Consider the following 21,902-nt stretch of genomic DNA (forward strand, 5'->3'; position numbering starts at 1 on the left):
TCTGCGCTTCTCAGCGCTTGAGGCCGTACTCCTTGAGCAGGCCGCGGCTGATGATCGTCTTCTGGATCTCGCTGGTGCCCTCGCCGATGAGCAGGAACGGCGCCTCGCGCATGAGCCGCTCGATCTCGTACTCCTTGGAGTAGCCGTACCCGCCGTGGATGCGGAACGACTGCGTGGTCACCTCGGCGCAGTACTCGCTGGCGATCAGCTTGGCCATGCCGGCCTCGACGTCGTTGCGCTGGCCGGCGTCCTTCAGCCGGGCGGCGTTGACCATCATCAGGTGGGCGGCCTCGACCTTGGTGGCCATCTCGGCGAGCTGGAACGCGATCGCCTGGTGCTGCACGATCGGCTTGCCGAAGGTCTCCCGCTGCTGGGCGTACTCGACGGCCAGCTCGAAGGCGCGGATGGAGATGCCGCAGGCGCGGGCGGCGACGTTGACGCGGCCCACCTCGACGCCGTCCATCATCTGCGCGAAGCCGCGGCCGGGCTGCCCGCCGAGGATCATGTCCGCGCCGATGCGGTAGCCGTCGAACACCAGCTCGGTGGTGTCGACGCCCTTGTAGCCCATCTTGTCGATCTTGCCGGGGATGGTCAGGCCCGGGGCGACGGTGCCGAAGCCGGCCGGCTTCTCCACCAGGAACGTCGTGAGGTTCTGGTGCGGCTTGTCGGCGCCCAGGTCGGTGCGCACCAGCGCGGCGACCAGGGTGGAGGACCCGCCGTTGGTCAGCCACATCTTCTGGCCGTCGATGACGTAGGAGTCGCCGTCCTGCACGGCCTTGGTGCGGATGCCGGCGACGTCGGAGCCCAGGCCCGGCTCGGACATGGAGAACGCGCCGCGGACCTCGCCGGTGGCCATGCGCGGGAGGAAGTGCTCCTTCTGCTCCTGCGTGCCGTGCTGGCGGATCATGTAGGCGACGATGAAGTGCGTGTTGATGACGCCGGAGACGCTCATCCAGCCGCGGGCGATCTCCTCGACCACCAGCGCGTAGGTCAGCAGCGACTCGCCGAGGCCGCCGTACTCCTCGGGGATCATCAGCCCGAAGATGCCGAGCTCCTTGAGCCCGTCGACGATCTCCTGCGGGTAGAGGTCGCCGTGCTCGAGCTCCTGCGCGTGCGGGATGATCTCCTTGTCGACGAAGCTGCGGACCGTCGACAGGATCTCGCGCTGGATGTCGGTCAGGTCGGCGGTCTGCGCCAGTCGGGCCACGTCTGCTCCTCGGGGACTCCGGTGTCCGTGTGCTACCGGCGAGTATGGGCGAGCGCCCTGCACCCGTCGCCGTGTCCCCGGTCACCTCTGGGCCGGTCACTTCTGGGCGCGACAGGCATAGGAAGCAATCCCCACGTCTCGGGCCTCATGACGTGGGGATCGCTTCCTATGCCTCGTGAGGTGCTCAGTCCTCGGGCGGGGTGAACGACGACGAGCGGGACATCCCCGCGGCGCGGCCCTTGCCCGCGATGACCAGCGCCATCTTGCGGCTGGCCTCGTCGATCATCTCGTCGCCGAGCATGGCCGAGCCCTTCTTGCCGCCGGCCTCGGAGGTGTACCAGTCGTAGGCGTCGAGGATCAGCTCGGCGTGGTCGTAGTCCTCCTGCGACGGCGCGTAGATCTCGTTGGCGGCGTCGATCTGGCCGGGGTGCAGCACCCACTTGCCGTCGAAGCCGAGCACCGCCGAGCGCTTGGCGACCTCACGGAAGGCGTCGACGTCGCGCACCTGCAGGAAGGGCCCGTCGATGGCCTGCACGCCGCGGGCGCGGGCGGCCATGAGGATCTGCATGAGGATGTAGTGGAACGGGTCGCCCGGGTAGTCGGGGTGCAGGGCGCCCACCACGAGGGACTTCATGTTGATCGACGCCATGAAGTCGGCCGGGCCGAAGATGATCGTCTCGATCCGCGGGCTGGCGAAGGCGATGTCGTTGACGTTGATCAGGCCCTGCGCGGTCTCGATCTGCGCCTCGATGCCGATCCGGCCGACCTCCAGGCCGTTCGCCTTCTCGATCTGCGTGAGCAGGAAGTCCAGCGCCGCGACCTGGGAGGCGTCGACGACCTTCGGCAGCATGATGCAGTCGAGGTTCGCCCCGGCGCCCTCGACCACCTCGATGACGTCGCGGTAGGTCCACTCCGTCGTCCAGTCGTTGACCCGGACCGTGCGGATCTTCTCGCCCCAGCCGCCCTCGTTCAGCGCCGCGACGATGTTCTTGCGGGCGCCCGGCTTGGCCAGCGGCGCGCAGGCGTCCTCGAGGTCGAGGAAGACCTGGTCGGCGGGCAGGCCCTTGGCCTTCTCGAGGAAGCGCGGGTTGCTGCCCGGCACGGCGAGGTTGGAACGACGGGATCGGAGCTCGGCCACGGTGCCTCCGCTGGATGCGTGTCGATGACGGGTTACCGGAGGGTAGCCAGCGCCCTCCGGACGGCTCAGCCGACCGGCTCGACCGGCGTCTGCGGCCGCCCGGCCCGGATCACCAGCGCCACCCCGGCGACGACGGCGACCATGCCGGGCAGCGCCAGCAGCGGCGGCGTCTGCCCGAGCAGCACCAGCGCGACGAGCAGCGCGCCGGGCACCTCCAGCAGCACCGCGAGCCCCACGACGGTCGGCCCGACGCTGGAGAGCACCAGGTTGAGCAGCGTGTGCCCGAGGATCTGCGCGCACACGGTGATCGCGGCGATCAGCCACCAGTCGCGGGCGCTGAACCCGGCCAGCGGGGTGGTCGTCACCAGCGCCGCGACGGCGAGCACCGCGGCGCAGGTGGAGTAGCAGACGACGGAGTAGGCCGACGTCGCGAGCCGGGTGCGGGCCCGGGCGCCGGCGAGCATGTACCCGCCCGCGCAGATCGCCCCGAGCAGGGCCAGCCCGTCGCCGGCCAGCGCCTCCAGGCTCACCGCGACGTCGACCCCGGCGATCAGCGCCGCCCCGACGACGGCCAGCGCGAGCCCCGCCCACACCTGCGCGGGCAGCCGGACGCCGGAGATCCGCGCGGCCAGCGCCGTCCAGATCGGCGTCGTGGTCACCAGCGCCGTGGAGGCGGCCACCGTGGTCATCGACAGGCTCGGCAGCCAGGCGGCGAAGTGCGCGGCGAGGAAGAGCCCCGCCACCACCGACGTCGTCAGGTCCCGCGGGCGCAGGCCGGTCAGCGTGGCGCGCTCCCGGCCGAGCAGCACCGGCAGCAGCAGCGCGGCGCCGGCGGCGTTGCGCCAGAACGCGATGGCCAGGAACGACGTCGTCACCAGCGCGGTCAGCGGGCCGGAGAACGAGACGCCGACGACGGCGACCGCCATGAGCCCCACGTCGCGGGTGCCGGGGCGGTGCACCGCCCACGGCGAGGGCGCCGCGGTGGCCTGGCCGAAACTCACGGGACGCGGATGCGGCCGGCCGCCACCGGCACCACCGCGCCGGACACGGTGGCCGACGTCGCCCGCCCGCCCGCGGCGGTGACCGTGCACCCGAGCACCGAGGGCCGGCCCATCGCCTCGCCCTGGCGCACGGTGTAGGCCGACGTCCCCTCCGGCGCGACCAGCCCGGCCGCCGTCAGCCACACGCCGAGGCCGAGGGCCGCGGATCCGGTGGCCGGGTCCTCGCCCCAGCGCAGGTCGCGGGCGAAGACGCGGGCGTACGCCGTCGCGCCGTCCCACGACAGCACCGAGACGCCCTCGCCCGTGCCGAGCCGGTCGAGCCGGGCGGGGTCGGGGACCGCCCGGTCGACGACGCCGGGGTGCACGGCGAGGAAGGCGAAGGGCAGGCCGCAGCCGGCGACCGACGCGGGCGGCCCGGCGGCGTCGGCGGCCGACAGGCCCATCGCCTCGGCGAGCGCGCCGGCGTCGGGGCCGTCCTCCAGGGTGGGGCGGCCGCCGGTCAGCCTGGCGCTGTCGCCGGTGACCTCGATCGGCAGCACGCCGGCGCCGCACTCCTGGTGCAGCGTCCCGGCCCCCAGCCGGCCGAGGCGCACCAGCGTGTGCGCGGCGCCGACGCTCGGGTGCCCGGCGAAGGGCAGCTCCGCGTACGGCGTGAAGATGCGGACCCGGTAGGAGGCGCCGGGCTCCGTGGGCCGACACAGGAACGACGTCTCCGACAGGGCGAACTCGTTCGCCAGCGCCTGGCACTGCGCCGTCGTCAGGTCGTCGGCGTCCAGGACGACGGCGAGCGGGTTGCCCGCGAACGCTCGCGGCGCGAACACGTCGACGACCTCGTACTCGACGCTCACGGGGCTCGCCACGGGCCCGACGGTAGCCTCGGCACCCGTGACCACGGTGAGCAGGGCGTACGTCTCCCGGCTCGCCGGACTGCCCGTCTTCGACCCCAACGGCGACCGGGTCGGGCGGCTGCGCGACGTCGTCGTGGCGCTGCGGGTGGGCACCGCCTGCCCCCGCGCGCTCGGCGTGGTCGTCGAGGTGGTCGCCCGCCGCCGGATCTTCGTGCCGATGGGCCGGGTGACCAGCATCGACCCCGGCGCGGTCGTGCTCGCCTCGGGCACGCTGAACCTCAAGCGCTTCGAGCAGCGGCGCGGCGAGACGCTGGTCCTCGGCGAGCTGCTCGACCGCACGGTCACCCTCCGCGAGTCGCAGCGCCCCGCGACCGTCGTCGACGCGGCGGTCGAGCAGACCCGCACCGGCGAGTGGCAGGTGACCCGGCTCGCCGTGCAGGAGCCGGGCCGGCTCGGCCGGCGGGGGCAGCTGCACCAGCTGGCCTGGGCCGAGGTGGCCGGGCTGGCGCTGCCGGAGACCGGGCAGGGCGCGGAGACGCTCATCGCCACCTACCGCGAGCTCAACGCCGCCGACCTCGCGCACGCGCTGCAGGACCTGCCGGAGAAGCGCCGGCACGAGGTGGCCGAGGCGCTCGACGACCAGCGGCTGGCCGACGTCCTCGGCGAGCTGCCCGAGGCCACCCAGATGGGCATCCTCGCGTCGCTGGCGGAGACGCGGGCCGCCGACGTCCTCGAGGAGATGGACCCCGACGACGCCGCCGACCTGCTGTCGGAGCTGTCCAACGTCGACCGCAACCGGCTGCTCGAGCTCATGGAGCCCGACGAGGCCGAGCCGGTGCGCCAGCTGCTGCAGTACTCGGAGGACACCGCCGGCGGCATCATGACCAGCGAGCCGGTGATCCTGGCGCCCGACGCCACGATCGCCGAGGCGCTGGCCCGGGTGCGCGAGCCGGAGCTGACGCCGTCGCTGGCCAGCCAGGTGTACGTGTGCCGGCCGCCGTCGGCCACCCCCACCGGGCGCTACCTCGGGCTGGCGCACATCCAGCGCCTGCTGCGCGAGCCGCCGTCGACCCTGGTCAGCGGCGTGCTCGACGACCTCGAGCCGCTGCGGCCGGAGGCGCCGCTGACCGAGGTCACCCGCTACTTCGCCACCTACAACCTGGTCGCCGCCCCGGTGGTCGACGACCGCGGCCGGCTCGTGGGCGCGGTCAGCGTCGACGACGTCCTCGACCACCTGCTGCCCGAGGACTGGCGCGAGCGGGCCCGCCGTGGCTGACGGCCGCCGGCTCGACGTCCCCCGCGGCTCCGCCCGGAGCCTGGGCAGCTACCTGCGGCTGGACCCCGACGCCGTCGGCCGGTTCGCCGAGGGCATCGCCCGCTTCCTCGGCACCGGCCGGTTCCTCGCCGTCCAGACGATCATCGTGGTCCTCTGGATCGCGCTGAACGTGTTCGCCGTCCGGCTGCGCTGGGACCCCTACCCCTTCATCCTGCTGAACCTGGCCTTCTCCACCCAGGCCGCCTACGCCGCGCCGCTGATCCTGCTGGCCCAGAACCGGCAGGCCGACCGCGACCGCGTGCAGGCCGAGGAGGACCGCGCCCGCGCCGCGCAGACCCGCGCCGACACCGAGTACGTCGCCCGCGAGCTGGCCGCGCTGCGCGTCGCGATCGGCGAGGTGGCCACCCGCGACTTCATCCGCGGCGAGCTCTCCCGGCTGGTCCCCGAGGAGCCGGACGAGGCGGAGAAGAAGGAGAAGAAGCGCCGCAAGCAGGCCGAGCGCGCCGAGCGGGAGCGGCGCGAGTCGGTCGGCTGAGCGCCCGCGCCGTCGTACCCCCGCGGCACACTGCCGGCATGCGCGCGCACGCGGTGCTGCCCTCGCCGGTCGGGCCGCTGACCGTCGTCGCCGACGACGGGGTGCTCGTCCGGCTGTACCTCTCCCCGCCCGGGCCGGAGGCCGGCCTCGGCGCCCGGGACGACGCCGCGCTCGCCGCGGTCACCGGCCAGCTCGGCGAGTACCTCGCGGGCGCACGCGAGGCGTTCGACCTGCCGCTGCGGCCCCTCGGCAGCGGGTTCGAGCTCGCCGTCTGGGACGAGCTGACCCGCATCCCCTACGGCCGGACGACCACCTACGGCGCGGTGGCGCGTGCGGTCGGGCAACCGGGCGGTGCCCAGGCGGTGGGCCTCGCCTGCGGGCGCAACCCGCTGGCGATCGTGGTGCCCTGCCACCGGGTGGTCGGCGCCGACGGCGGCCTGGTCGGTTTCGGCGGCGGGCTGGCCCGCAAGCGCTTCCTGCTCGACCTCGAGCAGCGGGAGGACCGGCTGTTCTGAGCCGGTCAGGGCGCGGCGGGGCCGCCGCCGGGCCCCTCGCCGGGCAGCTCGGCCACCGACAGCTCGAGGTCGACGAACGCCGCGACCATCGCCCGGTACACGCGCTCGGCCACCTCGGGGCTGCCGCCGGAGGCCTCCGCCAGCAGCCGGGCCCGGGCGACGACCTGCTCGACCCGGTCGGGGGCACGCACCGCGGCGGCGTCGGTCTTGAACCGTGCCGCCGCGCGCACCAGCCGCTCGCGCCGGGCCAGCAGGGCGACGAGCTCCTCGTCGAGCCCGTCGATCGCGGCGCGGACCGCCGTCAGGTCGGGGAGCTCCTCGGGGGACTCCGCCACGTCAGCCTCCGATCACGTGCACCAGCGCGCCGGTGGCCCCGGCGAGCACCAGGACCAGGACGAACGGCGCCCGCAGCGCCAGCGCCACCGCGGCGACGGCGAGCCCGGCCAGCCGCCCGTCGACCACCAGCTCCCGCCCGGAGGTCAGCGCCTGCACGGCGACCAGCGCCGCCAGCAGCGCGGCCGGCACGAAGGTGACCATGCGGGTCACCCACGGGCGCTCCACCCAGGCCGCCGGCACCGACAGCCCGGCCAGCTTGAGCAGGTAGCAGCCGAGCGACCCGACGACGACGACCGTCCACAGCGTCCCGGAGCTCACGCCGCCGCCTCCCGCCGCGGCCGGCCGGCGAGGGCGACCGCGACGACGGCGGCCACCACCTGCACGCCCGCGGGCACGAACGGGGTGAGCGCCAGCGCGACCGCCGCCCCGCCCAGTGCCACCCGCCGCGCGACGGCCGGTTCCTCGGCGCCGGCGCGCAGCCGCGGCCACAGCAGCGCGAGGAAGGCGGCGGGCACGACGGCGTCCAGCGCGGCCTGCGCGGTCTCCCCCAGCGCCGCGGCACCGAGCGCGCCCACCAGCGTGGTGGCGTTCCAGACGACGTAGATCGACGCCCCGCCGGCGAGGAACGCCAGCCGCGCCAGTCCGCGGTCGGGCGCGGCCACCGCCAGCGCCGTCGTCTCGTCGATCACCCAGTGGGCGGTGCCGAGCCGGCGCAGCGGGCCGCGCGGGGCGAGCAGCGGGGCCAGGCGCACGCCGTAGACGGTGTTGCGGGTGCCCAGCAGCAGCGCGCTGCCGATCGCCGCCGCGCCGCTGCCGCCCGCGCCGAGCACGCCGACGAGGGCGAACTGCGAGGCGCCGGTGAACATCAGCAGCGACATGACCAGCGCCTGCCAGGGGTCCAGCCCGGCGGCGTCGGCGGCGGCCCCGAAGGCGACGCCGTAGAGCCCGACGGCGACGCCGAGCCCGACCGCGTCGCGGAGGACGGCCGTGCGGGCGGTTCCGGACACGGGACCGGAGGCTAACGACCCGCCCCGGAGGGGGAAGGGACCCGCCCGGCACGGCGTTGACCAGGGCAGGGCTGCGCGTCGCCAGTGCGCAGCACATCACCCCCGCACCGGGCGGCACCCGGTGCCGATCGCCGTACAGTGACTGTGACCTGCAGTGCCGGTCGCCGCCGCGTACGGCAGACCGCGAACGGGTCCCCCCGTCGAAGGAGACACACGCACCCATGTCCGACACGCTGACCGGCTCGCCGGCGCTCGACGCCGTCAACGCCGCTCTGGCCACCGTCCAGGACCCGGAGATCAACCGTCCCCTGCCCGACCTCGGCATGGTCAAGGACGTGCAGATCGGCGTCGGCGGCGACCCGGGCGCCGTGCGCGTCGAGGTCTACCTCACCGTGGCCGGCTGCCCGATGCGCGAGACGATCACCAACCGGGTCACCACCGCGGTGTCCGCCGTCCCCGGCGTGACCTCGGTGCAGGTGGGCCTCGACGTCATGAGCGACGAGCAGCGCGCCGAGCTGCGCAAGACCGTGCGCGGGACCGACGCCGCCGAGCCGGTCATCCCCTTCGCCCAGCCGAACTCGCTGACCCGCGTCTACGCGGTCGCGTCCGGCAAGGGCGGCGTCGGCAAGTCCAGCGTCACGGTGAACCTGGCCGCCGCGCTCGCCAAGAAGGGCCTGTCGGTCGGCGTCGTGGACGCCGACATCTACGGCCACTCGGTGCCGCGCATGCTCGGCGTCGACGACAAGCCGACGCAGGTCGACAACATGATCATGCCGCCGCAGTCCTACGGCGTGAAGGTCATCTCGATCGGCATGTTCACCCCGGGCAACACCCCGGTGGTCTGGCGCGGGCCGATGCTGCACCGCGCGCTGCAGCAGTTCCTCGCCGACGTGTGGTGGGGCGACCTCGACGTCCTGCTCCTCGACCTCCCGCCGGGCACCGGCGACGTGGCGATCTCCATCGCCCAGCTGCTGCCCAACGCGGAGATCCTCGTGGTGACCACGCCGCAGCTCGCCGCCGCCGAGGTGGCCGAGCGGGCCGGCGCGATCGCCACCCAGACCCACCAGCAGGTGGTCGGGGTCATCGAGAACATGTCGTGGATGGAGCTGCCCGACGGCTCCCGCATGGAGGTCTTCGGCTCCGGCGGCGGCCAGACGGTGTCCGACGCGCTGACCCGCACGCTCGGCGCCCGGGTGCCGCTGCTGGGCCAGGTGCCGCTGGACACCCGGCTGCGCGAGGCCGGCGACGCCGGCGCCCCGATCGTCCTCGCCGAGCCCGAGGCGCCCGCCGCCAAGGCGCTCGGTGCGATCGCCGAGTCGCTCGCCGTCCGCTCCCGCGGGCTGTCGGGCCGGTCGCTGGGGCTCACCCCCGTCCGCCGCTGACGCGCTGACGCACCGGAGGCCCGGTCCCCACCAGGGGGCCGGGCCTCCGTCGTCTCAGGTGCGGGGAGGTCCGGGCGGACGGCCCTTCAGCTCGTGGAAGCCGACGGTGCCGCCGACCAGGACGACGCCGTCCCACAAACGGCCGGCCTCCTCGCCGCGCGGCACCCGCGACAGGACCGGCCCAAATACCGCCACGCGCGGCCGCCCCGGCTCCCGGACGGCGAGGACGGGCGTGCCGACGTGCGTGCCGACCAGGCCGATCCCCTCCGTGTGCGAGGCGCGGACCAGGTCGTCGTGCGCGTCGCCGGTCATGACCTCCGCCAGGTGCGGCGGCAGCCCGGCCCGCTCGAGCAGGTCGCCGACGTCCGGCCACGCACCGCGCGTGTGCACCGCCTCGCCCCACGCGCGGTGGAGCCGGACCAGCGCGTCCTGCCCGTGCCGGTCGGCGACGACGGCGCCGGCGACGGCGACGGCGTGGAGGGGCCCTGCCCGGTCGGGGACGGCACGTGGCCGCGGCGCCCACGTGAGGCGCCCTGCGGGGACGGGGGCGCGACCGCGGGGCCGGAGGCTCCCGGTCGGGACCTCGTGGCAGGGCTCCGCGCAGGTCGGGGACGGCACCTGGCCGCGGTGTCGGCCGGTAGGCCGACAGTGACTACGTCGCGTCGACGTCGAAGGGCGGCGGGACGGTGCGGTCGCGGTCGACGACGGCCGGCTTCACCAGGCTCGCCGCCGTCGCACCCGCCGCCCCGGCACTCCCCCGGCGCACCGGCGGGGCCGCGTGGTCGTCGTCCTCGAACAGCTGCGCCCGGATGAACGTCTTCGGGTGGTACTTGCGCAGGTCGAGGTCGCGCAGGCCGGCGAGGTCCTCACCGAGGGACTCGTCGACCTGCGCCCGCACCCCGGTCAGCGCGGTGCGGGCCTTCTTCAGGCCGGCCGCGGCGTCCCGGGCGAGGGTGGGCAGCCGCTCGGGACCGAAGATGAAGAGCGCCGCGAGCGCCAGGACGACGATCTCGCCCCAGCCGATCGAGTCGAACACCGTCGCTCCCGTCGCTCCTGCGGTGTACCGGTCCCAGGGTAGCCAGCCGCGGCCTCAGGCCTGGTCGAGCGTCGCCTGCACCGTGGTCGAGGAGTCGTCGCGGACGACCTCGACGGTCACCGTGTCGCCGGGCTCGTGCGAGTCGATGGCGACGACGAGCTCCTCGGAGCTGCCGACGGCCTGGTCGTCGACGGCGATGATGACGTCCTGCTCGCGGATCCCGGCGTCGGCCGCGGCGCTGCCGGGCTCGACGTTGAGGACCAGCGCGCCGTCGCGGGTGCCGTCGGTGACCGACCGGGTGTTCACCCCGAGCGCGGCGTGCACGGCCGCGCCGGTGGAGATGAGCTGCTCGGCGATGTCGCTGGCGGTGTCGATCGGGATGGCGAAGCCGAGGCCGACGCTCCCGCCGCCGAGCGAGGCGATGGCGGTGTTGATGCCGATCACCGCGCCGGTGGCGTCGACGAGCGCACCGCCGGAGTTGCCGGGGTTGATCGGGGCGTCGGTCTGCACGGCGCTGATCACCGCGTTGGTGTCGCTGCCCTCCCCCGCCAGCCGCACGGGCCGGTCGAGGGCGGACACGATGCCGCTGGTGACCGTGCCGGCCAGCCCGAGCGGGGAGCCGATGGCCACCACCGGGTCGCCGACGACGACCGCGTCGGAGCTGCCCAGGGAGGCGGTGACCAGCCCCGGCCGCTCCACCTTGACGACGGCGATGTCGCTGGCCGGGTCGCGGCCGACGATGCGCGCCGCGGAGCCGCTGCCGTCGCTGAACACCGCGCGGATCTCCGCGCCCTCCACGCCGTCGGCGCCGGAGATGACGTGGTTGTTGGTGACGATGTAGCCGTTCTCGCCGTCGATGACCACGCCGGAGCCGGTGGCGCCGGCCTCGCCGATGCGCACCTCGATGGACACGACGGCGGGCGTCACGTCGGCGGCGATGTCGGACACCGAGCCGGGCTCGCGGGTGATGCCCTCGTCGGTGGGCGTGAGCGTGGTGCCGGGCGCGAGCAGCGGCGTCTCGGCGGCCTCGCGGGTGAGCAGGTAGCCCACGCCGCCGCCGATCGCGCCGGCCAGCAGGACGGCGAGCACGAGCAGCGCGGCCACCCGCACCGTGAGGTCGCGCAGCCGCAGCTTCTTCCGGCCCTTCCGGTCGACGACGACCGGGCCCTCCTGCTCGGACTCCTCCTCGAACACCGCCGGACCGGTCAGGCCGGCCGGGGCGTGCGGGTCGCGCCAGGGGTCGCTGCGCGCGTCGGACTTCCACCACGGCCCGGCCGAGGTGCGGCGGCGGCCGGGGCGGCCGCCGGGCGGCTCCTGCAGCCCGCCCTGCCCGGAGGGGGCGCGGAAGGCGCGCAGCACGGCCTCCGGCGGGGGCGGGGGCACCGGCCGCGGCGGCGGGCTGGGCCGGTCGCCGGCGAAGCTGCCGGCGACGGCGGCCGGGCGGCCGAAGGCGGCCTGCTGCGCCGGGCTGGCCGGCGGGGGCGGGGTCACCGCCGGACGGTGGCGCTCCGGCGGGTCGAAGGAGCCCTGCGCGCCGGCCGGGCGGGCGAAGGCCGCGCCGTCGGCCGGGTGGGCGAAGGCCGCGCCGTCGGCCGGGCTTGCGTCGGCCGGGGTCGTGTCGGCCGGGTCAGAGGCACCGGCGCGGGGTGCGGCGGGCGGCGGCGGGAGGACGGCCTCGACGGTGCGGTCGCCGTCGCTGGACCCGGGCTGCCGGGCGTCGGGGGGCGTCACGGGTACAGCGTCCTCTCCGGACCTGGGGTGCGGCTCGGAGGGTCAGGGCGTGGCGGCGGGCGCCGTCGCCTCTCCGGCCGTGGAGCGGGTGAGGGTGCGCACGACCGGGGGCACGACCTCGGTGCGCTCCTCCGGCTGCGAGCCGCCGGCCACCGACGCGGGCGGGTCGGACTGCACCGGGCCGCCGTCGGGCAGGTTGACGGTGAGAACCGCGACACCGATGCCGAGGCCGGCCAATGTGCCGGCGACCCCGCGGCGCAGCCAGCGCGCCTGGTGCGGCGGCGCCGGGCGCATCGGCGGGTCGTCGAGGGAGACGGTGAACCGGCCGGAGGAGCCGGAGACGGTGAGCTGGCCGGGGCCCGCGCTCAGGGCACCGAGCCCACCGGCGCCGGGGACCTCGGCGGTGAACGGGATGGCGCACAGCCGGGAGAGCAGGTCGCCGGGGACGGCGACGTCGGAGGCGGCGTGCAGGGCCTCCTTGGCCTCGCGCTGGGCCTGCACGAGCATCCGGCACTCGAGGCAGCCGGCCAGGTGCCGCGCGGCGCGGGCGGCCGGCCCGCTGGCCAGCTCGCCGTCGACCAGCGCGGCGATCGCCTCCTGCGCCAGGTGGCTCTCGGGCAGGCTCATGCTCATGCGCCGGCTCCCGGTGCCGTCGCGACCCCGCGCGGGGCCAGGTGGGCGAGCGCCTGGCGCAGCTGCACGCGGCCGCGGTGGATGCGGCTGCGGACGGTGCCGAGCTTGATGCCCAGCGTCGCCGCGATCTCCTCGTAGGTGAGGCCCTCGATGTCGCAGAGGACGACGGCCACGCGGAACTCCGGCGACAGCGCGTCGAGCGCCGCCTGGACCTGCGGGTCGAGGTGGGTGTCGGCGTAGACCTGCTCGGGGCTGGGCGCGGTGCCCGGCAGCCGCTCGGTGTCCTCGGGCAGCGCGTCGAAGCGGATGCGCTGCCGGCGGCGGACCATGTCGAGGAACAGGTTCGTGGTGATGCGGTGCAGCCAGCCCTCGAAGGTGCCCGGCGAGAAGTCCGCCAGCGAGCGGAACACCCGGACGAAGGTCTCCTGGGTCAGGTCCTCGGCGTCCTGCGCGTTGCCCGAGAGGCGGTAGGCCAGCCGGTAGACGCGGGCGGAGTGGTCGCGCACGACCTGCTCCCACGTCGGGGCGACCCACACCTCACCGGCGCCGGACGCGGCCGGCTGCTGGTCGGCGGGAGGGGGGACGCTGGCCTCGGACACGCTCCCAGTATCGCGGACGTGCTTGCTGCCGACCTCCCCCGGAGAAGGGGGAGGGACGGCGGCACGCTGGGGTGTCACGTCCGGGTCAACGGGCGGGCGCTCCCCCCGTGTTCCCGGCGCCGCACTCTGACAGGTTCCTCACAGGGTCGGGTCCCGGGCCGGTCGCGGCCGGGCCTCTACCCTCGCCCGGTGACGATCGCCTCGGGACCGCCCTCGCAGGGCGGCACCGGTGGCGCCGCGTGGGCCGACCGGTACGCCACCGAGGACCCCGCCCTCACCGCCGCCCGGGCCCGCGTCACCGCGCTCGGCGGCCCGCCGCCGGTGGAGCCGGCCGTCGGCGCCACGCTCGCCGTCCTCGCCGCGGGCAGCAACGCCCGCGCGGTCGTCTCGATCGGCAGCGGCGGCGGCGTCGCCGGCCTGTGGCTGCTGCGCGGCATGCGACCCGACGGCGTCCTCACCGTGCTCGACACCGACCCGGAGCAGCTGCGCGCCGCCCGGCGGGCGCTGGCCGACGCCGGCGTACCGCCCGGGCGCACCCGGATGATCTTCGGGACGCCGGCGGAGGTGCTGCCCCGCCTGTCCCCCGGCGCGTACGACCTCGTCGTCTGCGCCGGCCCGCCCGCCGACTACGCCGGTCACCTCGCCGCCGTTGTCGGGCTGGTGCGTCCCGGCGGGACGCTCGCCTGCCACGGCCTGCTGGCCGGCGACCGGATCGGCGACCGCGCCGCCCGCGACCCGCAGACCGTCGCCTGGCGGGAGCTCGCCCGCACCGTGCGCGAGGACGAGGCGCTGACCTCGGCCGTGCTGCCCGTCGGCGCCGGCCTGCTCGTGGCGGCCCGCCGGGCCTAGCCGAGGAGGGCCTGGGCGGCGAAGGAGTGCTCCCCCAGCGGCTCCCACGGGCCGCCGAGGTAGCGCCACAGCCCGAGGCCGCGGGCGGGCACGTCGTACGGGACGAAGGAGGCGGCCAGCCGGTCGCGCAGCCCGCGCGCCACCGCCGGCTCCACCTTGTTCTGCACGGTCACGTGCGGCGAGAGCCGCTGCCGGTCCTGCGGGGTCAGCCACGGGCCGAGCTCCGTGGCCAGGCCCGCGTGCAGCGCGGCCAGCTCCGCCGAGGCCAGCCGGTAGGCCACCCCGCGGCCGAGCAGCTGCAGCCCGGTGACGGCGACGTCGAACGGCGGCCGGTCGGCGGCCCGGTCCAGCGCCGCCTCGACGGCGGGCCGCTCCTCCCCCGGCAGCGCGTGGAACAGCGTCACGTGCGCGGCCAGGTGGTTGCGCTCGCGCGGGAAGTGCTCGGCGCGCAGCCGGTCGAAGCGGGCCTGCGCCTGCTCCTCGAGGAGCAGCGTGACGATCAGCGCCCGGGCGTCGCTCACAGGACCGCGCGAGCACCCTTCCCGAGGACGGTCACGCCGCCGGCGCTGACGTGGTAGTGCTCGCGGTCGGCGCCGGTGTCCACGCCGATGCGCGCCCACGGCGGGACGACGACGTTCTTGTCGAGGATCGCGCGCCGGACGTAGGCGCCCTCGCCGACCACCACGCCGTCCATGAGCACGCTGTCCTCGACCCGGGCGCCGCGGTCGACGCGCACGCCCGGGGAGACCACCGAGTTGTGCACGGAGCCGCCGCCGATGATCGCGCCGGCGCTGACCATCGACTCCTCGGCCCGCCCGCCGAGCACGAACTTCGCCGGCGGCAGCTGCGGCGGGAGCGTGTAGATCGGCCAGCGGTCGTTGTAGAGGTTGAACACCGGCGTGACCGACACCAGGTCCATGTGCGCGTCGAAGTAGGCGTCGATCGTCCCGACGTCGCGCCAGTAGCCGTGGTCGCGCTCGGTGCTGCCCGGGACGATGTTGGTCGAGAAGTCGTAGACGTAGGCGTCCCCGGTGGCCGCCATCATCGGCATGATCGAGCCGCCCATGTCGTGCACCGAGTCGGGGTCCTCGGCGTCGGTGCGCAGGGCCTCGAGCAGCGCGTCGGTGGTGAAGACGTAGTTGCCCATCGAGGCGAAGGACTCCTCCGGGGAGTCCGGCAGGCCGGGCGGGTCGGCGGGCTTCTCGAGGAAGCCGCGGACCTTCCCGTCGGCGTCGGCGTCGATGACGCCGAAGCCGGTGGCCTCCTGCCGCGGCACGCGCAGCCCGGCGATGGTGACGCCGGCACCGGTCTGCAGGTGCTGGTCGACCATCTGCCCCGGGTCCATCCGGTAGACGTGGTCGGCGCCGAAGACGACGACGATCTCGGGGCGCTCGTCGTAGATCAGGTTGAGGCTCTGGAAGATCGCGTCGGCGCTGCCGGTGTACCAGCGCGGGCCGAGCCGCTGCTGCGCCGGCACCGGGGTGATGAAGTTGCCCAGCAGGTTCGACATCCGCCACGTCGTGGTGATGTGCCGGTCGAGGCTGTGGCTCTTGTACTGGGTGAGCACGGCGATCTGCCGGATCTCGGCGTTCACCAGGTTGGAGAGCACGAAGTCGATCAAGCGGTAGTTGCCGCCGAACGGGACGGCGGGCTTGGCCCGGTCCGCGGTCAGGGGCGCGAGCCGCTTGCCCTCGCCACCGGCGAGCACGATGCCGAGAACCCGAGGACCGCCACGCATGGGGGGAACCTAGTCGCTGGCCGGCACCGCCGTCGCCCCGCCCGGGTGCTTCCCGCCCCCTAGGGTGACCGCCGTGCGGATCGGCATCGTGACCAGGGAGTGGCCCCCGGACGTCTACGGCGGCGCCGGGGTGCACGTCGAGCACCTCGTGGCGGCGCTGCGGGCGCTGCCCGCGGGGCCCGACGTCGACGTGCACTGCTTCGGCGCCCCGCGGCCGGACGCGGTGGCCTGGCCGGTGCCCCCGGGCCTGGCGCAGGCCAACGGCGCGCTGCAGGCGCTGGGCACCGACGTCGAGATCGCGGCGGGGCTCGCCGGCGTCGACCTCGTGCACAGCCACACCTGGTACGCCAACGGCGCGGGCCTGCTCGCCGGGCTGGTGCACGGCGTCCCGCACGTGGTCACCGCACACTCCCTCGAGCCGCGCCGCCCGTGGAAGGCGGACCAGCTCGGCGGCGGCTACCGGCTGTCGTCGTGGGTGGAGCGCTCCGCCTACCTGGCCGCGGACGCCGTCGTCGCCGTCAGCCACGGCATGCGCGCCGACGTCCTCGACGCCTATCCCGACCTGGACCCGGCGCGGGTGCACGTCGTCGGCAACGGCGTCGACGCCGAGGCCTACCGGCCCACCCCCGCGCCCGACGTCGTCCGCTCCCTCGGCGTGGACCCCGACCGGCCCTACGCGCTGTTCGTCGGGCGGATCACCCGGCAGAAGGGCGTCGTCCACCTGCTGCGCGCGGCCGAGCAGCTACCGCCCGACGCGGGGCTGGTGCTCTGCGCCGGCGCCCCCGACACCCCGGCGGAGCGGCAGCAGGTCGCCGACGCGGTGGCCGAGCTGCAGGCGCGCCGGCCGGGCGTGGTCTGGATCGAGGCGATGGTGCCCCGCGAGCAGCTGGTGCCGCTGATCACCGGCGCCACGGTGTTCGTCGTGCCGTCGGTCTACGAGCCGCTGGGCATCGTGAACCTCGAGGCGGCCGCGTGCGGGACCGCGGTGGTGGCCAGCGCGGTCGGCGGCATCCCCGAGGTGGTCGCGGACGGCGTGACCGGCCTGCTGGTGCCCTACGACCCAGACGACGTCGCTGCCTTCGAGGCGGGGCTCGCCGCGCGCATCGCCGAGCTGCTGGCCGACCCGGCCCGCGCCGCGGCCATGGGCGCCGCCGGCCGCGAGCGGGTGCTCTCGGAGTTCGGCTGGCCGGCCATCGCCCAGCAGACCGTGCAGGTCTACTCGCAGGTGCTCGCCGCCCGGGGCTGACCCGCCTGCCCGCGGGGCGCGGGTGCCGGGATGGGATCCTGTCCCGTCGTGGCTCCCGACCCGACCCCGACCGCGGCCGCCCCGGAGGGCCCGCGCGACCCGCTCGCCGAGACCGCCCGTCCCGACGTCGTCGTCGGGCTCGTCGCCGCGCCCGGCGCGGCGCTCGAGGTGGCCGACGAGCTCGCCGCCGACCTCGCCGGCGCGCTGCGCGAGCGGCACCCCGACGTCGCCTGGGACGTGCGCGTCGTCGAGGACGGGCTGGTGCAGCCGCCGGCCGACGACGCCGAGATCGTGGCCGCGGCGCGCGGGCGGCTGCTGGTCGAGGAGTGGGACCTCGCCGTCTGCGTCACCGACCTGCCGCTGAGCGTCGACCGGCGCACCGTCGTCGCGCACGCCAGCCCCGTGCACGGCGTCGCGGTGCTCTCGCTGCCGGCGCTGGGCGCGGTGGGCCGCCGGCGACGGGCGCTGCAGACGTCGGTGGGCCTGGTGGCCGCGCTGCTCGGCGACGACGGCGGGGACGACCCCGAGGCGCTGCGCCGGCGGGTGCGCGAGCTGGCCGCCGACACCGACGGCCAGGACGGCGTCGGGTTCACCGCCCGGGTGCTCAGCGGGAACCTGCGGCTGCTGGTCGGCATGGTGCGGGCCAACCGGCCGTGGCGGCTGACCATCTCGCTGTCGCGGGCGCTGACCGCGGCCGTCGCCGCCGGGGTGTTCGCGCTCATCACCCCCGACGTCTGGCTGCTGGCCGACCGCTTCGGCCTGGCCCGGCACCTCACCGTGGGGCTCGGCTCGGTGGTGGCCATCTGCGCGACGCTCGTCGTGGGCGCGGAGCTGTGGGAGCGGGCGCGGTCGCGGCGGGTGCGCAAGCAGGTGGCGCTGTTCAACCTGGCCACCGTGGCCACCGTCGTCATCGGCGTGCTGACCCTCTACGCGGCGCTGTTCCTGCTGGCGCTGGCCGGGTCGCTGCTGCTGGTGCCGCCGGGGCTGTTCGCCGACGGGCTGGGCCACCGGGCCTCCCTCGGTGACTACCTGGAGCTGGCCTGGCTGACGAGCTCGCTGGCCACCGTGGGCGGCGCGCTGGGCGCGGGCCTGGAGTCCGACGAGGCGGTGCGCGACGCGGCCTACACCCACCGCGCCGGCCAGGACGGGTGACGAGACCGGCGGGTCCGGGGGAGGATGGGCTGTGACCATCGCCACACGGTTCGCCGCGGCGCTGCACGAGCAGACCGCCCGCGGGCCGGGCGGGACCGAGCTGCTGCCCGTCCGGTTGGCCCGCGCGGCCGCGGCCACGCTCGGCGTCGACGCCGCCGGGCTGTCGGTCGTCGACGCCGCAGGCGCGAGGATCCCGCTCGGGTCGAGCAGCACCGACGCGGCCTGCGCCGAGCGGCTGCAGTTCACCGTGGGCGCGGGCCCCTGCTGGGAGGCGCAGCGCACGCGGCAGCCGGTGTTCGCCGTCCAGGCCGACCTGCGGCGGCGGTGGGCCCCCTTCGCCGACCTGCTCGCCTCGCAGACGCCGTTCCGCGCCGTGGTCGCCTTCCCGCTGCGGGAGGACCTCGCCGGCGCCGGCGCGCTGGACCTCTACTTCACCGCGGACGCCGCGGTGCCGGCGCTCGACGTGTTCGCCGCGGTCGCGGTGGGCGAGCTGGTCACCGCCGCGCTGACCGAGGCGGCGGTGTGGTCGGACTGGCCGGCCGAGCGCGGGCCGGACTGGCTGCACGGCCCGGAGGCCCGCCGCCGCGCCGCCGTGCTGCGCGCTGCCGGCCGCGCGGCGATGGCGCTGGAGACCGATCCGGCGACGGCGCTGACGCTGCTGCGCGGCACCGCCTGGTCCGGCGGGCGGACCGTCGAGGACGTCGCCGAGGACCTCGAGACCGGGGTGCTGCGGATCGAGGACCTCGCCGCCGGGCCGGTGCAGGGGCCCGCCGCCTAGGAGCGGCCCGTGTGACCGTCCCCGCAGGTCAGCGGCGGAATCGTCGTCGCCGGCGGGGTGCTGTAGCCCCTGTGACCGCAGCGCCCTCGCCGTCGTCCGTCCCGACCGCCCCCGCGCCCGTCCCCTCCCCCACCCGCCTGCTCGACGTGCGCACCGTCTACGCCGAGCCGGCCGCCCTCGACTCCGCCCGCGGCCGCGACGTGCTCGCCCGCTTCGCCGGCGCCGAGGTGGTCGAGGTGCCCTCGCACTGGCAGATCCCGGAGCTCAACGGCAACGAGGGCAACGTCGAGCGCTGGGTGCGCGTCAAGACCGAGACGCTGGTGCTCGGCGTCAAGAAGTCGCTGTCGGCCCGGCCCAACAGCCGGTCCTCGAACTGGATCGCTCCGTCGACCGCCAACGGCTGCGCCATGGCCTGCGCCTACTGCTACGTGCCGCGGCGCAAGGGCTTCGCCAACCCGATCACCGTGTTCACCAACATCGAGCAGATCACCGGCTACGTGCGCCGGCACGTGGCCCGACAGGGCCCCAAGACCGAGGCCGACCAGTGCGACCCGGTCAGCTGGGTCTACGACATCGGCGAGAACAGCGACTGCTCGGTCGACGCGCTGGTCAGCGACAACGTCGCCGACCTGGTCGCCACCTTCCGGGAGCTGCCCACCGCCAAGGCGTCGTTCGCCACCAAGTTCGTCAACCGGGAGCTGCTCGACCTCGACCCGCAGGGCCGCACGCGCATCCGGTTCTCGCTCATGCCCGACGCCGACTCGCGGGTGATCGACGTGCGCACCAGCCGCATCGCCGAGCGCGTCTCCGCCGTCGACGACTTCGTCGAGGCCGGATACGAGGTGCACCTCAACCTGTCGCCGGTGGTGCTGCGCGAGGGCTGGGAGGCCGACTGGGCGCAGCTGCTGCGCCAGCTCGACGACACCCTCTCCCCCGCGGCGAAGGCGCAGGCGGCCGCCGAGGTGATCATGCTGACCCACAACCGCGACCTGCACGAGGTCAACCTCGGCTGGCACCCCAAGGCCGAGGACCTGCTGTGGCGGCCGGACCTCCAGCAGCCCAAGCGCAGCCAGAACGGCCAGTGGAACGTGCGCTACCGCAACCACGTGAAGCGGGCGGGCGTCGACCGGCTGCAGGAGCTCATCGCCCACCACGCGCCCTGGCTGCGCGTGCGCTACGCGTTCTGATGCACCTGTCCCTGCTCGACCGCTCCCGCACCCGCGCCGGGGAGACCGACGCGGCCGCGGTGCTGGGCACCGTCGAGCGGGCGGTGCGCGCCGAGCGGCTCGGCTACCGGCGGTTCTGGGTGGCCGAGCACCACGGCGTCCCGGGGATCGCCGGGGCCGCCCCGCCGGTGCTGCTGGCCGCGGTGGCCGGCCGGACGACGGCGATCCGGCTGGGCTCGGCCGGCGTGATGCTGCCGCACCACCAGCCGCTCGTCGTCGCCGAGCAGTTCGCCACCCTGAGCGCGCTGGCTCCCGGCCGGGTGGACCTCGGGCTCGGCCGCTCCCCCGGCTTCACCCCGCCGGTGCGCCGGGCGCTGCGGGAGACCGAGCGCGACTTCGCCGCCGACCTCGCCGAGCTGCGCGCCCACCTCGACGGGACCGCGGAGATCACCATGCACCCGCGCCCGGCCGTCGACGTGCCGATGTGGGTGCTGGCCACCGGTTCCGGCCTGGAGGTCGCGGCAGCGCTCGGCCTGCCGGTCGTCGTCGGCGGGCCGCTGCTGGGCGTGGCCGGCGACCCGGAGCCCGGCCGGGAGGCGCTGGCCCGCTACCGCCGCACCTACCGCCCCTCGGCGCGGGCACCGGAGCCGGAGGTGGCGATCAGCCTCGACGTGCTGGTCGCCGACACCGCCGCCGAGGCCGCCGACCTGCTGCTGCCCGAGGCGTGGGCGATGGCGCAGGCGCGCACCACCGGCGTCTTCCCGCCGCTGGAGCCGGTGGCCGTGGCGCGGGCGGCGCCGATGACCGCGGTGCAGCGCCGGCACGCCGAACGGACGGCGGCCTCGGCCGTGGCCGGCACCGCGTCCCGGGTGGCCGGTCGGCTCGCCGAGCTGGCCGAGCGCACGGGCGCGAGCGAGCTGGTCGCGGCCGGCAGCACGTCCGACCGGGCGGCGCTGGCCGCCTCCGACGCCGCACTGGTCGCGCTGCTGGCCTGAGTCAGCCGGTGGCGCCGGTGTCGGGGTGCGCGGCGCCGACCGGCTTGGACTCCGGCGACCCGCGCTGTCGCAGGTAGACGGCGAACACCGCCATCGACCCGACGGCGAGCATCTCCGACTGCCAGTTCTGGAAGGTGCGGTCCCAGAAGTCCGGGCGGCCCAGGTAGCCCACCCAGCTCACCGGGTCGGCGTGCGAGCGCAGCTGGTCGACGTTGTAGGCCGCCCAGCCGGCCACCGACGTGGCCGCCCAGGTGAGCAGGAAGAGCGCGCCGAACACCAGTCCGAGCGACCGGGAGAACACCGCGGTGCGCCAGCCGCCGGCCCCGGCCCAGCGGGGCGAGTCGGCGCGGGCGTGCGCGCCCACCCGCTGCTCCTCGTCGCTCTCGGTGCCGACGGCGTCCAGCTCCTTCGACTCCGGGGAGCCCCGCTGCACCAGCCACACGGTGGCGAAGACGTAGAGGGAGAACTGCAGGTACTCCGACTGCCAGTTCTCCATCACGTCGACGGCGAACGACGACGAGGTGAGGTAGTGCCCGAGCGAGACCGGCCCGAGCCCCTCGTCCTGCCGCTCCTCGCTGAGCTGGGCGGCCCCGGCGACCGCCTGACCGGCCAGGGTGACCACGAACAGCAGCCCGAACCCGAGGCTCAGCGAGTTCTCCGAGAGGAACCGCCGCACGCCGCTCACCGACCCAGCAGGGCCAGCACCACGCAGTAGGCGGTGCCGCCGAGGACGG

The 21,902-nt window shown here is 75.7% G+C and carries 25 protein-coding genes; 10 read left to right on the plus strand and 15 right to left on the minus strand.

Going from position 1 to position 21,902, the window contains the following annotated elements:
- Positions 1 to 10: 10 nt before the first annotated feature.
- The 4 genes from ACI78R_RS03040 to ACI78R_RS03055 form a co-directional block, all read right to left on the minus strand.
- Positions 11 to 1,207, minus strand: coding sequence for an acyl-CoA dehydrogenase family protein (locus ACI78R_RS03040; protein ID WP_457039622.1), 1,197 nt, complete (start codon positions 1,205 to 1,207; stop codon positions 11 to 13).
- Between the two features lie 184 nt (positions 1,208 to 1,391).
- On the minus strand, positions 1,392 to 2,345 hold the full coding sequence (locus ACI78R_RS03045; RefSeq protein WP_457039623.1) for an HpcH/HpaI aldolase/citrate lyase family protein: 954 nt from the start codon (positions 2,343 to 2,345) through the stop codon (positions 1,392 to 1,394).
- Between the two features lie 65 nt (positions 2,346 to 2,410).
- On the minus strand, positions 2,411 to 3,346 hold the full coding sequence (locus ACI78R_RS03050) for a DMT family transporter (RefSeq protein ID WP_457039624.1): 936 nt from the start codon (positions 3,344 to 3,346) through the stop codon (positions 2,411 to 2,413).
- On the minus strand, positions 3,343 to 4,206 hold the full coding sequence (locus ACI78R_RS03055; protein ID WP_457039625.1) for a PhzF family phenazine biosynthesis protein: 864 nt from the start codon (positions 4,204 to 4,206) through the stop codon (positions 3,343 to 3,345). The genes ACI78R_RS03050 and ACI78R_RS03055 overlap by 4 nt, the downstream gene beginning before the upstream one ends.
- Before the next feature lie 25 nt (positions 4,207 to 4,231).
- Between ACI78R_RS03055 and ACI78R_RS03060 the strand changes: the two genes are divergently transcribed.
- Genes ACI78R_RS03060 through ACI78R_RS03070 form a run of 3 tightly spaced genes read left to right on the plus strand, consistent with a single transcriptional unit; the run spans position 4,232 to position 6,520 of the window.
- Entirely contained in the window at positions 4,232 to 5,470 is a 1,239-nt protein-coding gene (locus ACI78R_RS03060; protein ID WP_073418796.1) for a magnesium transporter MgtE N-terminal domain-containing protein, read from the plus strand.
- Positions 5,463 to 6,005, plus strand: coding sequence for a DUF1003 domain-containing protein (locus ACI78R_RS03065; protein ID WP_073418795.1), 543 nt, complete (start codon positions 5,463 to 5,465; stop codon positions 6,003 to 6,005). Before ACI78R_RS03060 ends, ACI78R_RS03065 begins: the two co-directional genes overlap by 8 nt.
- A 38-nt stretch (positions 6,006 to 6,043) precedes the next feature.
- Positions 6,044 to 6,520, plus strand: coding sequence for a methylated-DNA--[protein]-cysteine S-methyltransferase (locus ACI78R_RS03070; protein ID WP_457039626.1), 477 nt, complete (start codon positions 6,044 to 6,046; stop codon positions 6,518 to 6,520).
- A 5-nt stretch (positions 6,521 to 6,525) separates the two neighbouring features.
- On the opposite strand, the gene ACI78R_RS03075 is transcribed toward ACI78R_RS03070, so the two are convergent.
- Genes ACI78R_RS03075 through ACI78R_RS03085 form a run of 3 tightly spaced genes read right to left on the minus strand, consistent with a single transcriptional unit; the run spans position 6,526 to position 7,863 of the window.
- Positions 6,526 to 6,855: a chorismate mutase gene (locus ACI78R_RS03075; protein ID WP_457039627.1), complete on the minus strand. Its 330-nt coding sequence runs from the start codon at positions 6,853 to 6,855 to the stop codon at positions 6,526 to 6,528.
- Position 6,856: 1 nt separating this feature from the next.
- Positions 6,857 to 7,174 carry an AzlD domain-containing protein gene (locus ACI78R_RS03080; protein WP_073418793.1) on the minus strand — a complete coding sequence of 106 codons (318 nt, stop codon included), beginning with the start codon at positions 7,172 to 7,174 and terminating at the stop codon, positions 6,857 to 6,859.
- Positions 7,171 to 7,863 (minus strand): AzlC family ABC transporter permease, encoded by a 693-nt coding sequence (locus tag ACI78R_RS03085; RefSeq protein WP_073418792.1) that lies wholly within the window; start codon positions 7,861 to 7,863, stop codon positions 7,171 to 7,173. The genes ACI78R_RS03080 and ACI78R_RS03085 overlap by 4 nt, the downstream gene beginning before the upstream one ends.
- 221 nt (positions 7,864 to 8,084) lie before the next feature.
- Between ACI78R_RS03085 and ACI78R_RS03090 the strand changes: the two genes are divergently transcribed.
- The gene (locus tag ACI78R_RS03090; RefSeq protein WP_073418791.1) at positions 8,085 to 9,245 is read left to right on the plus strand and encodes an Mrp/NBP35 family ATP-binding protein; all 1,161 of its coding nucleotides are present in this window, start codon (positions 8,085 to 8,087) and stop codon (positions 9,243 to 9,245) included.
- Positions 9,246 to 9,299: 54 nt separating this feature from the next.
- Here ACI78R_RS03090 and ACI78R_RS03095 read toward each other — a convergent pair whose 3' ends face one another.
- From ACI78R_RS03095 to sigE, 5 genes are read right to left on the minus strand one after another with little or no spacing between them, the layout of a single operon-like run.
- Complete coding sequence (locus tag ACI78R_RS03095; RefSeq protein ID WP_457039628.1) at positions 9,300 to 9,863, minus strand: mycothiol-dependent nitroreductase Rv2466c family protein; 564 nt, start codon at positions 9,861 to 9,863, stop codon at positions 9,300 to 9,302.
- Between the two features lie 34 nt (positions 9,864 to 9,897).
- Positions 9,898 to 10,281, minus strand: a complete 384-nt coding sequence (locus ACI78R_RS03100) for a twin-arginine translocase TatA/TatE family subunit (protein WP_336029260.1) — start codon at positions 10,279 to 10,281, stop codon at positions 9,898 to 9,900.
- Positions 10,282 to 10,335: 54 nt separating this feature from the next.
- Positions 10,336 to 12,012, minus strand: a complete 1,677-nt coding sequence (locus ACI78R_RS03105) for a S1C family serine protease (protein WP_457039629.1) — start codon at positions 12,010 to 12,012, stop codon at positions 10,336 to 10,338.
- Between the two features lie 42 nt (positions 12,013 to 12,054).
- Complete coding sequence (locus ACI78R_RS03110) at positions 12,055 to 12,645, minus strand: anti-sigma factor family protein (protein WP_245794281.1); 591 nt, start codon at positions 12,643 to 12,645, stop codon at positions 12,055 to 12,057.
- Positions 12,642 to 13,244: an RNA polymerase sigma factor SigE gene (sigE, locus tag ACI78R_RS03115; RefSeq protein ID WP_457039630.1), complete on the minus strand. Its 603-nt coding sequence runs from the start codon at positions 13,242 to 13,244 to the stop codon at positions 12,642 to 12,644. The genes ACI78R_RS03110 and sigE overlap by 4 nt, the downstream gene beginning before the upstream one ends.
- 189 nt (positions 13,245 to 13,433) lie before the next feature.
- Between sigE and ACI78R_RS03120 the strand changes: the two genes are divergently transcribed.
- Positions 13,434 to 14,093: an O-methyltransferase gene (locus ACI78R_RS03120; RefSeq protein ID WP_457039631.1), complete on the plus strand. Its 660-nt coding sequence runs from the start codon at positions 13,434 to 13,436 to the stop codon at positions 14,091 to 14,093.
- On the opposite strand, the gene ACI78R_RS03125 is transcribed toward ACI78R_RS03120, so the two are convergent.
- Together ACI78R_RS03125 and glgC are read right to left on the minus strand one after the other, a co-directional pair.
- Positions 14,090 to 14,614 carry a 2'-5' RNA ligase family protein gene (locus tag ACI78R_RS03125; protein ID WP_457039632.1) on the minus strand — a complete coding sequence of 175 codons (525 nt, stop codon included), beginning with the start codon at positions 14,612 to 14,614 and terminating at the stop codon, positions 14,090 to 14,092. The two genes, ACI78R_RS03120 and ACI78R_RS03125, sit on opposite strands and share 4 nt — an antisense overlap.
- Positions 14,611 to 15,831: a glucose-1-phosphate adenylyltransferase gene (glgC, locus tag ACI78R_RS03130; protein WP_073418784.1), complete on the minus strand. Its 1,221-nt coding sequence runs from the start codon at positions 15,829 to 15,831 to the stop codon at positions 14,611 to 14,613. Before glgC ends, ACI78R_RS03125 begins: the two co-directional genes overlap by 4 nt.
- 73 nt (positions 15,832 to 15,904) lie before the next feature.
- Here glgC and glgA point away from each other — a divergent pair, with 73 nt between their 5' ends.
- The 5 genes from glgA to ACI78R_RS03155 all read left to right on the plus strand — a co-directional run bounded on the left by glgA (position 15,905) and on the right by ACI78R_RS03155 (position 21,168).
- On the plus strand, positions 15,905 to 17,077 hold the full coding sequence (gene glgA / locus ACI78R_RS03135) for a glycogen synthase (protein ID WP_073419556.1): 1,173 nt from the start codon (positions 15,905 to 15,907) through the stop codon (positions 17,075 to 17,077).
- Between the two features lie 48 nt (positions 17,078 to 17,125).
- Positions 17,126 to 18,229: a hypothetical protein gene (locus ACI78R_RS03140; protein ID WP_245794280.1), complete on the plus strand. Its 1,104-nt coding sequence runs from the start codon at positions 17,126 to 17,128 to the stop codon at positions 18,227 to 18,229.
- A 31-nt stretch (positions 18,230 to 18,260) separates the two neighbouring features.
- A complete protein-coding gene (locus ACI78R_RS03145) occupies positions 18,261 to 19,007 on the plus strand; it encodes a GAF domain-containing protein (RefSeq protein WP_139252813.1) in 747 nt (248 codons plus the stop codon).
- 71 nt (positions 19,008 to 19,078) lie between these two features.
- The gene (locus tag ACI78R_RS03150) at positions 19,079 to 20,194 is read left to right on the plus strand and encodes a spore photoproduct lyase family protein (RefSeq protein WP_457039633.1); all 1,116 of its coding nucleotides are present in this window, start codon (positions 19,079 to 19,081) and stop codon (positions 20,192 to 20,194) included.
- Positions 20,194 to 21,168 (plus strand): MsnO8 family LLM class oxidoreductase, encoded by a 975-nt coding sequence (locus ACI78R_RS03155; protein WP_457039634.1) that lies wholly within the window; start codon positions 20,194 to 20,196, stop codon positions 21,166 to 21,168. Before ACI78R_RS03150 ends, ACI78R_RS03155 begins: the two co-directional genes overlap by 1 nt.
- A 1-nt stretch (position 21,169) precedes the next feature.
- On the opposite strand, the gene ACI78R_RS03160 is transcribed toward ACI78R_RS03155, so the two are convergent.
- On the minus strand, positions 21,170 to 21,853 hold the full coding sequence (locus ACI78R_RS03160) for a DUF6766 family protein (RefSeq protein ID WP_457039635.1): 684 nt from the start codon (positions 21,851 to 21,853) through the stop codon (positions 21,170 to 21,172).
- Between the last annotated feature and the right edge of the window lie 49 nt (positions 21,854 to 21,902).

Source organism: Geodermatophilus sp. SYSU D01106 (genome assembly GCF_054049995.1).

Bases quoted from the DNA above. Each gene is read 5' to 3' on its own strand.
- ACI78R_RS03155 (WP_457039634.1), top strand. From the start codon at position 20,194: ATGCACCTGTCCCTGCTCGACCGCTCCCGCACCCGCGCCGGGGAGACC.
- ACI78R_RS03090 (WP_073418791.1), top strand. From the start codon at position 8,085: ATGTCCGACACGCTGACCGGCTCGCCGGCGCTCGACGCCGTCAACGCC.
- ACI78R_RS03070 (WP_457039626.1), top strand. From the start codon at position 6,044: ATGCGCGCGCACGCGGTGCTGCCCTCGCCGGTCGGGCCGCTGACCGTC.
- glgC (WP_073418784.1), bottom strand. From the start codon at position 15,831: ATGCGTGGCGGTCCTCGGGTTCTCGGCATCGTGCTCGCCGGTGGCGAG.
- ACI78R_RS03110 (WP_245794281.1), bottom strand. From the start codon at position 12,645: ATGAGCATGAGCCTGCCCGAGAGCCACCTGGCGCAGGAGGCGATCGCC.